Consider the following 14419-nt stretch of genomic DNA (forward strand, 5'->3'; position numbering starts at 1 on the left):
GGCTCCGGGGGGGGGGTATGGACCCGCGCGCCTCGGAGGCTATCATCGACCGGTGCCGACGAAGACACCCCCCGCTCTCGGACGCGCCGACATCGCGACGCTCGCGATGCTCGTGCTCCTCGCCGTGCTGGTCGGCATCTGGCCGCTCACCGGGTCGCTCACCACGTGGGTGCCGTACCTGGCGATCCCGGCCGCCGCAGGCCTGCCGTATCTGTGGCCGCCGCTGCGGCTCGTACCGCTCGGCGAGACGACGTGGGCGTTCTGGATCGCCGACACGGCCGGCGTGCTCGTCATGCTTGCCGTCGCATGGGCGATGCTCCGGGCCGCGGCGCGCAAGCGGCTGCGTCCGCGCGCCGGCCGGGCGTTCTGGCGCGGGCTCTGGGTGACGATCGTGGCGATCGTCGCGGGCAACCTCGTGCGTGCCGTGTTCTCGAGCTTCGTGGTGCACGCAGATCTCGGCACGTATCTCGGCACCCTGGCCGCCGGCATCCTGATCTCCGCCCTCACCGCCATCGTGCCCGGGGCGCTGGTCGGCGCCGTGGCCGCGCTCGTCAGCGCCACCGCCCGCGCCGCTCCCGCTCCGGCTCCGGCTCGTTGAGCGAACGGAGAGAGACGGAGCGCCCGCGCTCCTGCGTCGCTCCGCTCAACGACCGGGGGTCAGCGTGTCGCCGGGACGGAACTCCGTGAAGGGCGCCTCGATGTCGGCGCGGTCCAGCAGCTCCTGCAGGCGGGCGCGGCGCGCGCGCGTCACCAGCGTCACGACGGTGCCCGACGCTCCGGCACGTCCGGTGCGACCGGAGCGATGCAGGTACGTCTTGTACTCGTCGGGCGGGTCCGCCTGCACCACGAGGTCGATGTCGTCGACGTGGATGCCGCGCGCGGCGACATCCGTCGCCACCAGCACGTCGATCCGCCCCGAGGTGAGCTTCTCGAGGTTCCGGGTGCGCCGGGCCTGATCGAGGTCGCCGTGCAGCGCCAGCGCGCGGATGCCGGCGGCGCCGAACTGTTCGACGAGCATCTCGGCGTACGCGCGGGTGCGGGTGAACACGAGGGTCTTGCCGTCCCGGTCGACGAGCGACCGCAGCAGCTCCGCCTTGTCGCGGTGGTCGACCACGAGCACGCGGTGATCGATCGTGCCCGACCCCTGCGTCTCGCCGGCCACCTCGTACACCGCCGGGTTCGTGAGGAACTCCTTGACGAGCGACGAGACCTCGCCGTCGAGCGTCGCCGAGAACAGCAGCCGCTGCGCATCGCGCGGCGTGCGCCGCATGATGCGCTGCACAGGCTGCAGGAACCCCAGCTCGCACATGTGGTCGGCCTCGTCGAGCACCGCGACGCGCACCTGCGACAGATCGAGCGCGCGGGACTCGACGAGGTCCTCGATGCGCCCGGGCGTGCCGATGACGATATCGATGCCCTTCTTGAGCGCGCCGAGCTGCCGCGCCTTCGGCACGCCGCCGTAGATCTGCGTCGTGAAGAGGCCGACGCTGCGCGCGATGGGCTGGATGGTCGCGTCGATCTGCAGCGCCAGCTCGCGCGTCGGCGCGAGGATCAGGGCACGCGGCGGGCGGCCGATCTCACGCTTCTGCCCGGCCTGGGACCGCAGGACGCTCTCGACGAGCGGCGCCCCGAACGCGATGGTCTTGCCCGAGCCGGTGCGTCCTCGCGCGAGCACGTCACGCCCGTCGAGGATCGCCGGGATCGTCGCCGCCTGGATGGGGAACGGATGCCGCGCCCCGAGCTCGTCGAGGGTCTTGACGATGTTCTGCCCGAGGCCGAGGTCACCGAAGGTCGCGCCGTCCACGTCCGCGGGTACGACGGCATCGGCGCGCAGGCGCTCGTGGACGACGTCCGCGCGGACGCCCTCGTCGCGCCGCGCGCGGTCATCGCGCCGCGGGGTGTCGTCACGCCGGCGGTCGTCACGGCGCGGCCGGTCGTCGCGGGAGTGCGTGCGGATGGCGCGCGCCTCGTCGCGGCCGGCGCGCTCCTGCTCGGTCCACCGACGCTTCGGCGCACCCTCGGCGGGTTCCGGGCGGTGCCCGCGATGACCCGGGCTGCGGCTGCCGGCCTTGCCGGCCGACGACTCGCCTGGGCGTCGCCGCTGCCCCTCGCCGCGGCCGCTCTCGTCCGCGCCGCGGGCGCCTCCGGCGGCGCGGGCGCGGGGGTTGTAGCGCGGGTCGTAGTTCTTCGGAGCGCGGCCGCCGCCGGGCTTCTTGTTCTTGGGCATCCGGCTCCTTCTGGGTGCGGTCGCGGGCACCTCTCGCGCCGCGAGCACGTCGCCTGCGTGAGCCGGCCACTCCAGGTTACCCGGGCGGGTTCGACCACCGCTGGGCGGGGTCACCGCCGGCACGGACCCGCTTCCCTCGCGCCGGCTGAGGCGCTCACGCCCTGTCAACGGCCAGCGTTCCCCCGGCTGGTCGGGCTACTGTTGCCTCAGCGGCTTGCCGCCGACCGGGGGGTCACCGCTGAACTGGGGTTTTGTGCAGTTCGGCGTCCCCGTCGCACTGGGGAATCTGTCGTCCGACCGACGCGGTCTCCGTGTCGGTTCATGTGGGGTGGCCGGCACCGGACACCACGTCGCACCCGAACCGATCGTGAGTCGAATGCCTCCCACGACCCTTTCAGACGTCACCAGCGGTCCAGCCGCATTGTTCGCCGTCGCGGCCTCGCCGCTGACGGCATCCGTACCGGACAATGCGGTGCCGGTGGCGCCCGCCACCACACCCGCTCCGGCTGCCGTCGCGCACCGCATCGGGCGCCTTGCCGTGCTGTCGCTGCCGGCGGGAGTCCTGCTGGCGGTGCTGACCACCCACGACGCGACGTGGTGGCACCACCACTTCTCGCAGTTGGGGACGCACTCGGACTTCTCGGGGCGCGCCTTCAACGCCACGACGATCTTCGCCGGATTCTTCCTGGCCGCATACGGCGTGCTGGTCGCGGTGGCGCTGCCCGACGGCATCCGGCTGCGGTCCGCACGCGCGTTCCGCGGATCGGTCGTGTCGGCGGGCCTGCACCTCACCGCCGTCGGTCTCGTGCCGATCCCGGTGAGCCCCGACATGCACAACCTCATCGCCACCGGACTCGGGCTGTCGTTCCTGTCGACCGTGTCGACCGGGCTGGCGATCCCGGGACGCAGCCGGCGGTTCCGGCGGACGACGTCGTTCTGCGTCGCACTGCTCGCCGTCGGCATGGTCGTGCTGACGGCCGGCTTCATGACACTGGCGATGTTCGAGCTCGTCGCCTTCGTCACGATGGGCATCTGGCTGCTGTGCCTGCCGCGGGTGCTGGCGGCCCCACCCGCTGCGCCGCGCAGCGCGCGCCGCGCTCGCCCGGCGGCGGTCTCAGAATGGATGCCATGGCAGAACCCGTGGCCCACCCCGTCACCGTCGCGATCGAACGTCGCATCGACCCGTCCCGCACCGCCGAGGCCACGAGCTGGATGCAGGCCGGCACCGATCTGGCCGCGGGCTTCGAGGGCTTCCTCGGCTCGGGCTGGGTCCGTGCGGGCGAGAGCAGCGACCTCTGGTACATGCTGTACCGCTTCCGCGACCTCCCGACCCTGGAGGGCTGGGAGGATTCGCCGCAGCGCGCGTGGTGGCTCGACTCCGGCCGTGCCTTCGCCCGCGAGGTCAAGGTGGAACGGCGCACCGGCATCGAGGGCTGGTTCGATGCTCCGTTCGCGACCACTGTCGAGACGCGGGGACCCGCTGCACCCGCGACCGGTCCGATCCAGCAGCCCATCCCGCCCGCCCCGCCGCGCTACAAGCAGGCCGTCACGATCTGGCTCGGCTTCTTCCCCACGAACCTCCTCGCGTCGTGGCTGCTCGGCTACGTGCCCGGCTTCGCCGAGTGGCCGCTGATCGCCCGCGTGCTGCTCTCGACCGTGCTGCTGACGCCGGTCATGACCTACGCCGTGCTCCCCGCCGTGACCCGCCTGCTGCGCCCCTGGCTGCAGCGCGCCCGCTGACGCCGGCTTGCCGCCCCCGTTCCAGTGAGACCGGGGACTCGGGCCGAGACCCAGGGCGTCGCCCCGCATCCCGGCCTCGATCACCGGTCTCGACGGCGGATCACCCGGTCTCGCGCCGAGACCGGAGAGGGGGATGGATGCCGCGGGTCTGGGGCATCCATCCCCCTCCTGTTGCAGGCGTCAGGCGTCGCCGCGGCGCTCGGGCTTGCCGGTGTCGTCCGTTGCGGGCTGCGCGGAGTCGTCGGTCGCCTCGGCGGACGCGGACTCCCCCTGAGTTTCGTCGTCGGCGGATGAATCGTCGGCGCCGGCGGGGTCGAACCCGGGCACGGAGTCGATCACCTGCGGTGAGCCCTCGGCCGGCGTCTCGTCCGCGGATGCTGGCTCCGCGGGCGCAGCCTCGATGGGCGCCTCATCCACCGAAGCCTCCTCGACGGGCGCGTCCTCGACGGGCGCATCATCGACAGGCGCGTCCTCGATGTGTGCGTCGTCCACGAGCGCGCCCTCAACCGGCGCACCATCGGTTGCCTCCTCGTCCGCAGGCAGATCCGCAGCAGGTGCGTCCTCGACCCGGGCATCTTCGACCGCAGCACCCTCAACCGAGGCATCCCCGGCCGAGACGTCCTCGACGGAGGGGTTCTCGACAAGGGCATCCTCGACAGAGGCGTCTTCGGCCGAGGCATCCCCAACAGGGGCATCCTCGACGGGCGCGTCCTCACCCGAGGCGTCCTCGACCGAGGCGTCCTCGGCCCGCACACCCTCGTCCGTCAGCTGCTGGTCGGCAGCGGGCTCGTCGGCAGCGGTCTCGTCGACCGCGCCCTTTTCGGCGGCGACCTCCGGCTCGCCCGGAGCGGGCGCGGGCGCGGCGTCGACGATCTCGGAGCCGGCGTCGTCGGCCTCCTCGGCCGCGTCGGCGACCGCATCCTCGGTCTGCGCGGGCCCGTCGACGGAGGGCGCGGGCTCGACGGCATCCACCGTCTCGGTCTCGGCCGAGACCACGGCGGGAGCCGGCTCGGACTCGGGCACCTCCACGTCGGGGCCTTCCTCGATCGTCGGCACGTCCACGGCGGCGGTCTCGGCGGCGACCGCGCCCCGGCGGCCGCGGGCCGCCTCGCGCTGACGGCGCTCCCGACGCGTCTCGAACGCCGCCCCCGCGGCGACGGCACCCGCAGCGCCTGCAGCATCTGCGCCTGCGGCGGCACCGCCCGCGCTCGACCCGGCGCCCGACGCGACGACCCCTACGGCGACGAGCTCGCCTTCCGCCGCGGCATCCGACCCGGCGTCCGGGCCATCACCCTCGGGAGCGGGCCCCTCGCCGCCGCCTCCGCCTCCGTCGCCGTCACCGCCGGCGCGACGGGCCGCACGCCGTTCCTTGGCGCCCTCGACGAGGTTGTACAGCGTCGGCAGCACGAGCAGCGTCAGCACGGTCGACGACACCAGGCCGCCGATCACGACGATGGCGAGCGGCTGCGAGATGAACCCGCCGTGGCCGGTGATGCCGAGCGCCATCGGGGTGAGAGCGAAGATCGTCGCGAGCGCCGTCATGAGGATGGGCCGCAGACGGCGCGAGCCGCCGGCGACGGTCGCATCATGGGTCGTCAGACCCTTCTCGCGATACTGGTTCACCAGGTCGACGAGCACGATCGCGTTCGTCACCACGATGCCGATGAGCATCAGCACGCCGATGAGCGAGGCGACGCCGAGCGGCACGCCGCTGATGATCTGCAGCAGGATGGCGCCGGTCGCTGCGAACGGCACCGACACCAGCAGCAGCAGCGGCTGACGCAGCGACTTGAACGTCGCGACCATCACGATGTAGACGATCAGGATCGCCGCGAGAAGCGCCAGTCCCAGCTGCGAGAACGCGTCGGTCTGCTGGGTGGCGACACCGCCCAGGGTGGCGTCCGCCGCCGACGGCAGGTCGGCGTCCTCGAGCGCAGCGGTCACCGACGCGGTGGCGGTGGCCAGGTCGTCCGTCGACGGCGTCACCGTGACCGTCGCGGTGCGCTGGCCTCCTTCGGTCGTGATCGAGGTCGGGCCCTCGCTCTCTTCGACCGTGGCGACCTCTTCGAGGGCGATCGGGCCGGTGGCGCTCGGCACCTGCAGCTGACGCAGCTCGTCGAGCGACGCCGGCGTCTGGGATGCCGCGAGGTAGACGGTCAGCGCGGTGTCGTCGATCTCGACCGAGCCGATCGACTGCGGCTGCATCGTGTTGGACACGAGCGCGCCGACGGTGACCTCCGACAGGCCGAGCTGGGCGGCCTTGTCGCGGTCGACCGTGACGGCGATGTACGGGAGCGACGCCGACAGGTTGCTCGACACCTGGCCGACGCCCTCCTTGCCGTCGACGGCCGCCACGACGGCATCCGTCGCCGTGGCGAGCGTGTCCGAGTCGGGAGCGGTCACGTCGATCGCGATGTCGGTCGACCCGAACCCGCCGCCCGCCGAGATCGTGATCTCGCCCGCGTCGTCCAGGTCGGCGATCGCGTTCTGCACGTCCTCGCGCAGCGCCACCTGGTCGACGTCTGGGTCGGTCGTGATGGAGTACGTGATGCCGCTGCCGCCGCCCGCGAAGGCGTCGCGCAGCGCCGAGCCGGACGAGCCGATCGACACCTGCACGGTCTCGATGCCGTCGACGCCCTGCAGAGCGTCCTCGACCTGTTCGGCGGCGGCGCTCTCGGCCTCGAGCGACGGCGCCGGACCGATGTCCTGCGTCATCGTGAACGTGTTCTGGCCCGAGTCGCCGAGGAAGTTCACCTTCATGAACGGCGCCGCGGCGAGCGTGCCGCCGAGCACCAGCACCGCGATGAGCAGGGTCACCCAGGAGTGCTTGAGCGTCCAGTGCAGGATCGGCAGATAGGCCTTCTGCAGGCGCGAGGGCGGCGCGGCGGCATCCTCCGGATCGATCGCGACACCGTCGGCGTCGAGGATCGGCTTGCCGGGCTTGAGGAACCAGTACGCGAGCACCGGGACGATCGTGAGCGCGACCAGCAGCGACGCCGTCATCGCGATCGTCACGGTCAGCGCGAACGGACGGAACAGCTCGCCCGTGAGGTCGCCGACGAAGGCGATCGGCAGGAAGACGGCGACGGTGGTGATCGTCGACGCCGTGATGGCCGAGGCCACCTCGCGCACACCGCGCAGGATCGCGGTCTTCTTGTCGGCGTCACCGACGTAGTGGCGCTTGATGTTCTCGATCACGACGATCGAGTCGTCGACCACACGCCCGATCGCGATCGTGAGCGCGCCGAGCGTCAGGATGTTGAGCGAGTAGCCGAACGCCTGGATGCCGACGAACGTGATCAGCACGCTGGTCGGGATCGAGATCGCCGCGACGAGCGTCGACCGCACCGACAGCAGGAAGACGAAGATCACGAGCACCGCGAAGACCAGGCCGAGCAGACCCTCCTGCGCGAGCGACTCGATCGACTGCTGGATGTACGGGGCCTGGTCGAACACGACCGTGAACTCGGCGCCGTCCAGCTTGTCTTCGAGGTCGGGGAGGACGGCGAGCACGCCGCGCGACACGTCCACGGTGTTCGCCGCCGGCAGCTTCGTGACGGCGATCGTGAGCGCCGGCTCGCCGTTCACGCGCGAGATCGTCGTGACCGGGTCGGCTTCCTGCGCCACGGTGGCGACGTCGGCGATCGTGGTCTCGCCCGCCGTGAACTGGTCGGCCGTGGACGGCACGAGGGGCAGCGCGGCGATCTCGTCGACGGACGTGACCTTCGAGCCTGTCTGCACGGTGAGGGTCTGGTCGCCCTCGGTGATCTGGCCGCCGGGGAACAGCACGCCGTTCTGGTCGAGCGCGTCGCGGATCGCCTGCTGCGTGTACCCGGACTCGGCGAGCTTCGCCTGGTCGGGCGTGATCGTCACGCGCTGGCCGACACCGCCCACGATCTGTGCCGCGTTGACGCCTTCGACGTCCTCGAGCTCGGGGACGACGGATGCCTCCAGCTGAGACTGGACCGTCGCCTCGTCGTCGTAGCCCGTCACCGCCAGCTGGATCACCGGGAAGTCATCGATGCTCGCCGAGATGACGTTCGGCTCCACGCCGTCGGGCAGCTGCGACTTGATGCGGTTGATCGCCTGCGTCATCTTCTGCTCGGCGGTCGCGAGATCCGTGCCGTACGTGAAGGACGCCTGCACGATCGACGCGTTGGTCGTGCTGGTGGCGGTGGACTCCTCGAGCCCGGGCACGCCCTGGATGGCGGTCTCAATGGGCGTCGACACGTCGTTGCTCACGACCTCGGGCGATGCGCCCGGGTAGGCCGAGACGACGATCAGCGCGGGGAACTCGATCGACGGGATCAGCTCCTGCTTGAGATTCGTCAGCGCGAGACCGCCGAAGATGGCGGCGACGATCGTGATGAGGGCGATCAGTGCGCGGTTCTTGAGACTCAGGACGGCGAGGTTCGACACAGCAATGCCTTCGCTGGGTGAGGTGGTGCATGGATGCGGGAGCCCGCACGATACGAACGTGTATCGGTTTTCAGTATTTCATGCAGTCAGAGGCCCGATGCGACCGCTCCCAGCCAGAGCCCGAGCCCCGCGCCCGCCGCGGCGAGCACGAGCGTGCCGAACAGGTTCAGCGCGGCATCCCGCCACCGTCTCCGCTGGGCGAGCAGCACCGTCTCGACCGACACCGTGCTGAACGTCGTGTAGCCGCCGAGCAGCCCGAGTCCGAGGACCAGCGACAGCTCGGGCGCGATCGCCGTGCCGAGTCCTGTGATCACGCCCAGCACGAACGAGCCGGTCACGTTGACGACGAGGATCCCCACCGGGAACCGCGCGCCGCCCGCGGGCGTGACCCACCGGTCCACGAGGTAGCGCAAGCCCGCGCCGACGCCGCCGGCGAGCGCGGCGACCAGCAGCCAGGGGCTCACTCGGCGTCCTCGATCGGCTCGATCTCACCGGGGACGTCGGCGATGCGGCGTCCGATGAACAGCCCGGCGACGGCTCCGGCGACGCCCGCGACGAGGGATGCCGCCGCCAGCACGAGCGCGAGCCCCGGGGTCGTCGCCCACAGCGCCGTCGCCACGGCGAACGCGCTGTAGGTCGTGAAGCCTCCCATGACCCCCGTGCCGAGGAAGGCGCGCGCGAGCGGATGCCGGTCGTCGAGCCAGCCGACGATGACCCCGAGCAGCAGGGACCCGACGCCGTTGATCGCGAGGGTCACCCAGGGAGCCGCCGTCGGATCGGTCACCGGCGCGAGGATCAGGCCCCGGGCGAGCACCCCCACCGCTCCGCCCGCGACGGTCAGCCCGAGCACACGGGCGTCGACGGGCTGCGGCATCCCCTCACGCTACTCCGGAGCGTCGCGTCGACGCGGGCTCAGCGCCCGGGCCGGAGCAGGCCGCGGATCGCCGACTCGGGCGTGATCGACAGGTCGAGCAGGTTGCCCTCGCGATAGCGCGTGAACACGCGCGGGTCGATGTACGAGCCGCGTGCCACGGCCGGGGTGTTGCCCAACGCCTCAGCGGTGGCGCGGACCGCGATCACCTCGGCCCGCTTCAGGTCGGTCTTGGTGTCGACCGCGCCGATGCGCGCCAGCGCCTCGGCGGCGAGGATCGTGCCGCGCAGCGTCCGGAAGTCCTTCGCGGTGAAGCGGCCGCCGGTGAGCGTGCGCACGTAGGCGTTGACCTCGGCCGGCGTGAGCGCGACGCGGCGACCGGCGCGATCCCACGCCAGCAGCGGGGACCGGGGTCGCCCCGCCGCCAGGAGCTCGACCGCCGCGGCGAGATCGGCGTCGTCGACCTCGAGCAGCTGTCGCTTGCCGCTCTTGCCCGGGAAGGCGAGCGTGATGATGGATGCCTCGACCCCGGCATCCCGTCTCTGCAGCGTCGTCAGCCCGCGACTGCCGTGCGCCGCGAGATAGCGCTCCGAGCCGATGCGCGGCGCAGCCTGGTCGAGCAGCCGGAACGCGACGGCCAGGACGCGTTCGCGATCGAGGTCGGCGCGGCGCAGCGACGTCGTGACGCGCGCGCGGGCACGGGGCAGCGCCTCGGCGAGCGCGAGCGCCCGGGCGAACTTGCCCCGGTCGCGGCCCGCCGTCCAGTCCGGATGATAGAGGTACTGCGTGCGACCGGCGTCGTCGACGCCGACGGCCTGGATGTGTCCGTCGGGGCGGGCGCTGATCCAGACGTCGTGCCATGCCGGCGGGATGACGAGGGCGCGGATGCGCTCGTGGTGGCGCGTCGCGGGAGTGCGGCCCTTCGCGTCGACATAGCGGAAGCCGGCCCCGGCGCGGATGCGACGGAAACCGGCGTCCTGGTACGGCCGCACGCGCACGAGCTTCGGCATCCGTCCTCCGTTCCTGCGAGTCCGGATGCCGGCTCGCGCCCCTGCGTCAGTGGTTGCGGATCATCGAGATGAGCTCGGACTTCTTCTTGTCCGAGTATCCCTTGAGGCCCAGCTCCTTCGCGCGCTTGCGCAGCTCGGGCACGGTGCGCTCGTCGTAGTCCTTCGCGTTCGCGCCGCGACTGCCGACCTTCTTGCGCCCCTGGCTGGCGGCCGCGTTCGAGATGCGAGCGGCCTTCTCTTTCGATGCTCCGTCCTTGCGGAGCTCCTCGTACATCTCGCGGTCCTTCAGGTTCGATCCGCGCTTTCCGGGCATGATCTCCTCCTTCCCTCACCGCACCGGCACCCGATCGGGCGCCGGTGCGGACGTCACAGTCCCTTGCCGCCGGTCACCGGCAGAATGGCTCCTGATGTGTAGGTCGCGTCGTCGCTCGCGAGGTACACGTAGGCGCCCGCGAGCTCGGCGGGCTGTCCCGCGCGGCCGAGCGGCGTGTCCTTGCCGAACGTGGCCAGGCGCTCCGCGTCCCAGCCTGTCGCGGGGATGAGCGGAGTCCAGATGGGGCCCGGCGCGACGCCGTTGACCCGGATCCCGCGCGGCCCGAGCTCTTCGGCGAGCGCCTTCACGAACGCGACGTGGGCGGCCTTCGTCATGGCGTAGTCGATCAGCCCGGGCGACGGGTTGAACGCCTGGATCGATGTCGTCACGATGATCGAGGCGCCGGCCTTCAGGTGCGGGATCGCGGCGCGCGCCGTGAACATGGGCGCGTACAGGTTGGTGCGGAACACGCGATCCAGCTCCTCGGTCTCGAGGTTCTCGAGGCCGTCACGGTCCTTCTGGTACGCCGCGTTCAGCACCAGCACGTCCAGCCCGCCGAGTTCGTCGACGGTGCGCGTGACGATGTCGGCGCAGAACGCCTCGTCGCGCAGGTCGCCGGCGAGCGGCAGCGCCTTGGTGCCGCCTTCGGTGATCCACCGCACGGTGTCGTCGGCGTCCTCCTGCTCCTCGGGCATGTGCGTGAGTGCGACGTCCGCCCCCTCGCGGGCGAAGGCGATGGCCACGGCGCGTCCGATGCCGGAGTCGCCGCCGGTGATCAGTGCGCGACGCCCGCTCAGGCGCAGCGAGCCGCGGTAGGTGCGTTCGCCGTGGTCGGGCTCCGGACGCGTCTCGTCGGTGGTGCCCGGCTGCTCCTGCTGCTGAGCAGGGAAGCCCTCGGTGCGGTGCGCCGTCGTCGGATCGGTCGATGTGCTCATACCCGCGACGCTACGAGCGCCTGCGGCGCGGATCACGGGGGTTGACTTCCACGGCCGTCGGACCTATCGACCTCGCCTATCACCGGCGAGGCGACCGCGTCAACCCACTACGGCCGCGGGGGGTGCGGTGCCAATCTCGTGATGTGCCCACGAGGCAACCGGCGCACCTGCGTCGGCACCCAGAAGGAGGAGGACCCCCGTGAACATCGCCCTCATCATCATCATCGTCATCGCCATCATCCTCGCCATCGTCGGCGGCCTGAGCTCTGCCCTGAACTGGCTGCTGTGGGTCGCGATCATCGTCGGTGTCATCGCACTCATCGCGTTCCTGTTCCGCGTACTGAGCGGAAACCGCAACACCTGACGACGCCGGGAACGAGAGAGAGCGGATGCCGCGGCCCGAGGGCTGCGGCATCCGCTCTTTCCGTGTGATCGGGCGTTCTACAGCTGCGCCTCCGCGTAGACGCGGAGCGCGTCGCGGACGAACTCGGCGCCCTTCGTGCCGTTGTAGTTGGCTGCGAAGCGCGGATCTGCGACGTACATCTCGCCGAGCCCGAGCACGTACGCCTTGACGTCGCCGCCCGGGGCGGCCGCGGGGGTCCCCGGGATGCCGGTCAGCCACTCGACGTGCCGCTTCGCGAGTGCCTGCGCCTCGTCGCTGTCGGGGGCGACGCCGGACTCCGCGGCCGCGATCCAGTCGCGTCCGAGGTCTGCCGCGCGCTGCTCCCACGCGGCCTTGTCGTCGGCGCTCATCGAGCGCCACCAGCGGTCGCTGTCGGCGTACGCCTTCTTTCCCCAGCGCTGTTCGACCTCGTCCTTGTACTGCGTGTGGTCGAACCCGTCGAACATGTTCTCTGCCATCAGTCGTTCACCTCCTTTCAAGGCCGTGATGGTGGTCTCGACCGACGCGACCTGGCGCGCCAGCCGGTCCTGCTCCTGCCGCAACCAGGCGAGATGGCTCTCGAGGGCGTGCGCCTCGGATGCCTCGCGCCCGAGCACGTCGCCGATCTGCGGCAGTCCCAGACCGAGCTCGCGCAGCAGCAGGATGCGCTGCAGGCGCACGAGCGCAGCCTGGTCGTAGTAGCGGTAGCCGTTGTGGCCGATGCTCGACGGCGCGAGCAGCCCGATGTCGTCGTAGTGGCGGAGCGTGCGGCTCGTCGTGCCGGCGAGCCGGGCGATCTGCTGGATCGACCATTCCTCGTCGTCGTTCATGTCCACCACGGTAAAGGTTGACGTTGCGTCAAGGTCAAGCTGAGATTTCGCCGGACGCTTGACATGCTCGCGATATATCGTGTTACCGTTCTCCCATACGCGATATATCGCGAGCCGGATCACCCCAACGAGAGAACCGCAGGAGAACCAGTCATGACCCTGGAGAAGTGGATCATCCACCCGGGCGAGACGCGCGTGATCGACATCGAGACCGTGCGCACGCTCAAGATCGGCCTCGTGGGCGGCCAGATCGACGTCATCGCCCACGATGAGCCCGGCGCCCGCATCGAGGTGCACGGTGTCACCGTGAAGGACCTCCGCATCGAGGTCGACGACGATCACGTCGAGATCGACCACCCGCAGCTGCGGTGGGACAACTTCCTCGAAGTGTTCCGCAACTTCGGCGCCGGCGGCCCCCGGGCCGAGGTCAGCGTCGCGGTCCCCCGTGACGTCGCGCTGACCCTGGGCGTCGTCAGCGCCAGCGGTCTCGTGTCGGGTCTGCGCGGCAACGCCTCGCTCAACACCGTGTCGGGCGACATCATCGTCGACGGCCTCGCGGGCGACCTCTCGGTCAACGCCGTGTCCGGCGACGTGCAGGTGCGCGAGCTCGTCGGCTCGCTGAACGCCAACAGCGTCTCGGGCGACGTCGCGGCCACCGGCGCGCTGCGCAAGGCCACGATCGACACCGTGTCGGGGGCGGCCCTGGTCGACTCCGCCGGCGACATCCTCACCGTGAGCGTCAACACCGTCAGCGGCAACGCCACCGTGCGCCTGGACGAGGGCTACCCCGCCAACTACGTCGTGCGCAGCGTCAGCGGCCGCGTCCAGATCGACGGCGTCGTGCGCTCGGGCAACGGCTCGGGACCGACGACCAACTACACGGGCTCGGTCGGCGAGCTCAGCGGCAGCTTCGCCGACGTCCGGGCGCACAGCGTGTCGGGCGACGTCACGGTGCTGCGCCGCACCGAGTACTTCGGGGATGCCGCACCGCCGGCATCCGCATCGCCCGAGGCGGCCCCCGAGGCCGAGTGGGAGCAGGAGTGATGGCCCCCGTCTTCTCGCACGGCGACCTGCGCCTGTACCTGCTGAACCTGCTCGATGAGGGGCCGCGCCACGGCTACGACATCATGCAGGCCCTGTCGGACCGCACGGGTGGCACCTACACACCCAGCGCCGGCACGATCTACCCCCGCCTCGCGAAGCTCGAGGAGGAGGGCCTGGTCACCAAGACCGTCGACGGCCGCAAGACCGTGTACGCGATCACCGAGGCGGGTCACGCCGAAGTCCAGGCGCGCGCCGGCGAGCTCGAGGGCATCGAGGCCGGCCTCGCCGACTCGGTGCGGCTCATCGCCGACGAGGTGCGCGGGAGTGTGCGCGAGGCCATGAAGAGCCTGCGCGCCGACCTCGCCGCGGCGTCCCGCGAAGAGCGCGCCGCCACGCCGCAGGATCCGCGCGAGGACGACCCGCGCGTGCTCGCCCGCGAGCAGCTGCAGCGGGCGGACGCGTCGGTGAACGAGTTCCGCGCACGCGTGCGCAGCGATCTGCGCACCCACGTCGCGCGTGGCGGCGACCTGGCCGCGACCGTGGTCGACGAGCTGGTCGGCGAACTCGACCGCATCGCCCGTGACGTCACCCGCGCCCTGCGCGGCTGACCTCAGGCCGGGTCGTTGGGCGAGCGACGAAGGAGCGAGA

General features: G+C 71.4%; 12 protein-coding genes and 2 pseudogenes. 6 read left to right on the forward strand and 8 right to left on the reverse strand.

The window, feature by feature from the left end; all coding sequences use genetic code 11:
- Positions 1 to 52 precede the first annotated feature (52 nt).
- Positions 53 to 598, forward strand: coding sequence for a hypothetical protein (locus FB391_RS14405; RefSeq protein WP_141895458.1), 546 nt, complete (start codon positions 53 to 55; stop codon positions 596 to 598).
- A gap of 45 nt (positions 599 to 643) precedes the next feature.
- Here FB391_RS14405 and FB391_RS14410 read toward each other — a convergent pair whose 3' ends face one another.
- Positions 644 to 2227, reverse strand: a complete 1584-nt coding sequence (locus FB391_RS14410) for a DEAD/DEAH box helicase (protein WP_141895460.1) — start codon at positions 2225 to 2227, stop codon at positions 644 to 646.
- Between the two features lie 376 nt (positions 2228 to 2603).
- Between FB391_RS14410 and FB391_RS20195 the strand changes: the two are divergent.
- Both FB391_RS20195 and FB391_RS14420 read left to right on the forward strand, forming a co-directional pair.
- Positions 2604 to 3215, forward strand: a pseudogene (locus FB391_RS20195) (DUF998 domain-containing protein); the annotation flags it as partial.
- 140 nt (positions 3216 to 3355) lie between these two features.
- Positions 3356 to 3967 carry a putative antibiotic biosynthesis monooxygenase gene (locus FB391_RS14420; RefSeq protein WP_425462961.1) on the forward strand — a complete coding sequence of 204 codons (612 nt, stop codon included), beginning with the start codon at positions 3356 to 3358 and terminating at the stop codon, positions 3965 to 3967.
- A gap of 1257 nt (positions 3968 to 5224) precedes the next feature.
- Here the strand turns inward: FB391_RS14420 and FB391_RS14425 are convergent.
- From FB391_RS14425 to FB391_RS14450, 6 genes and pseudogenes are all read right to left on the reverse strand, one after another.
- Positions 5225 to 8386, reverse strand: a pseudogene (locus tag FB391_RS14425) (efflux RND transporter permease subunit); the annotation flags it as partial.
- A gap of 86 nt (positions 8387 to 8472) precedes the next feature.
- A complete protein-coding gene (gene crcB, locus FB391_RS14430) occupies positions 8473 to 8850 on the reverse strand; it encodes a fluoride efflux transporter CrcB (RefSeq protein WP_141895465.1) in 378 nt (125 codons plus the stop codon).
- Positions 8847 to 9260 (reverse strand): fluoride efflux transporter FluC, encoded by a 414-nt coding sequence (locus tag FB391_RS14435; RefSeq protein WP_141895468.1) that lies wholly within the window; start codon positions 9258 to 9260, stop codon positions 8847 to 8849. The genes crcB and FB391_RS14435 overlap by 4 nt, the downstream gene beginning before the upstream one ends.
- 38 nt (positions 9261 to 9298) lie before the next feature.
- On the reverse strand, positions 9299 to 10267 hold the full coding sequence (locus FB391_RS14440) for a DNA topoisomerase IB (protein WP_141895470.1): 969 nt from the start codon (positions 10265 to 10267) through the stop codon (positions 9299 to 9301).
- A gap of 46 nt (positions 10268 to 10313) precedes the next feature.
- Positions 10314 to 10580, reverse strand: a complete 267-nt coding sequence (locus tag FB391_RS14445) for a DUF7218 family protein (RefSeq protein WP_141895472.1) — start codon at positions 10578 to 10580, stop codon at positions 10314 to 10316.
- A gap of 53 nt (positions 10581 to 10633) precedes the next feature.
- Positions 10634 to 11515, reverse strand: coding sequence for an SDR family oxidoreductase (locus FB391_RS14450; RefSeq protein WP_141895474.1), 882 nt, complete (start codon positions 11513 to 11515; stop codon positions 10634 to 10636).
- A 199-nt stretch (positions 11516 to 11714) separates the two neighbouring features.
- Here FB391_RS14450 and FB391_RS19725 point away from each other — a divergent pair, with 199 nt between their 5' ends.
- Complete coding sequence (locus tag FB391_RS19725; RefSeq protein WP_185843108.1) at positions 11715 to 11879, forward strand: hypothetical protein; 165 nt, start codon at positions 11715 to 11717, stop codon at positions 11877 to 11879.
- Between the two features lie 77 nt (positions 11880 to 11956).
- On the opposite strand, the gene FB391_RS14455 is transcribed toward FB391_RS19725, so the two are convergent.
- A complete protein-coding gene (locus FB391_RS14455) occupies positions 11957 to 12727 on the reverse strand; it encodes a MerR family transcriptional regulator (protein ID WP_141895476.1) in 771 nt (256 codons plus the stop codon).
- Between the two features lie 153 nt (positions 12728 to 12880).
- Here FB391_RS14455 and FB391_RS14460 point away from each other — a divergent pair, with 153 nt between their 5' ends.
- Both FB391_RS14460 and FB391_RS14465 read left to right on the forward strand, forming a co-directional pair.
- Positions 12881 to 13771, forward strand: a complete 891-nt coding sequence (locus tag FB391_RS14460) for a DUF4097 family beta strand repeat-containing protein (protein ID WP_141895478.1) — start codon at positions 12881 to 12883, stop codon at positions 13769 to 13771.
- Positions 13771 to 14379, forward strand: coding sequence for a PadR family transcriptional regulator (locus FB391_RS14465; protein ID WP_141895480.1), 609 nt, complete (start codon positions 13771 to 13773; stop codon positions 14377 to 14379). Before FB391_RS14460 ends, FB391_RS14465 begins: the two co-directional genes overlap by 1 nt.
- The last annotated feature ends 40 nt before the right edge of the window (positions 14380 to 14419 follow it).

It is taken from the genome of Microbacterium kyungheense, from assembly GCF_006783905.1.
In the GTDB taxonomy this organism is placed as follows: Bacteria; Actinomycetota; Actinomycetes; order Actinomycetales; family Microbacteriaceae; genus Microbacterium; species Microbacterium kyungheense.

Coding starts and splice junctions, on each gene's coding strand:
- FB391_RS14410 (WP_141895460.1), bottom strand. CDS start 2,227: ATGCCCAAGAACAAGAAGCCCGGCGGCGGCCGCGCTCCGAAGAACTAC.
- FB391_RS14420 (WP_425462961.1), top strand. CDS start 3,356: ATGGCAGAACCCGTGGCCCACCCCGTCACCGTCGCGATCGAACGTCGC.
- FB391_RS14435 (WP_141895468.1), bottom strand. CDS start 9,260: ATGCCGCAGCCCGTCGACGCCCGTGTGCTCGGGCTGACCGTCGCGGGC.
- FB391_RS14440 (WP_141895470.1), bottom strand. CDS start 10,267: ATGCCGAAGCTCGTGCGCGTGCGGCCGTACCAGGACGCCGGTTTCCGT.
- FB391_RS14445 (WP_141895472.1), bottom strand. CDS start 10,580: ATGCCCGGAAAGCGCGGATCGAACCTGAAGGACCGCGAGATGTACGAG.
- FB391_RS14450 (WP_141895474.1), bottom strand. CDS start 11,515: ATGAGCACATCGACCGATCCGACGACGGCGCACCGCACCGAGGGCTTC.
- FB391_RS14455 (WP_141895476.1), bottom strand. CDS start 12,727: ATGAACGACGACGAGGAATGGTCGATCCAGCAGATCGCCCGGCTCGCC.
- FB391_RS14460 (WP_141895478.1), top strand. CDS start 12,881: ATGACCCTGGAGAAGTGGATCATCCACCCGGGCGAGACGCGCGTGATC.
- FB391_RS14465 (WP_141895480.1), top strand. CDS start 13,771: ATGGCCCCCGTCTTCTCGCACGGCGACCTGCGCCTGTACCTGCTGAAC.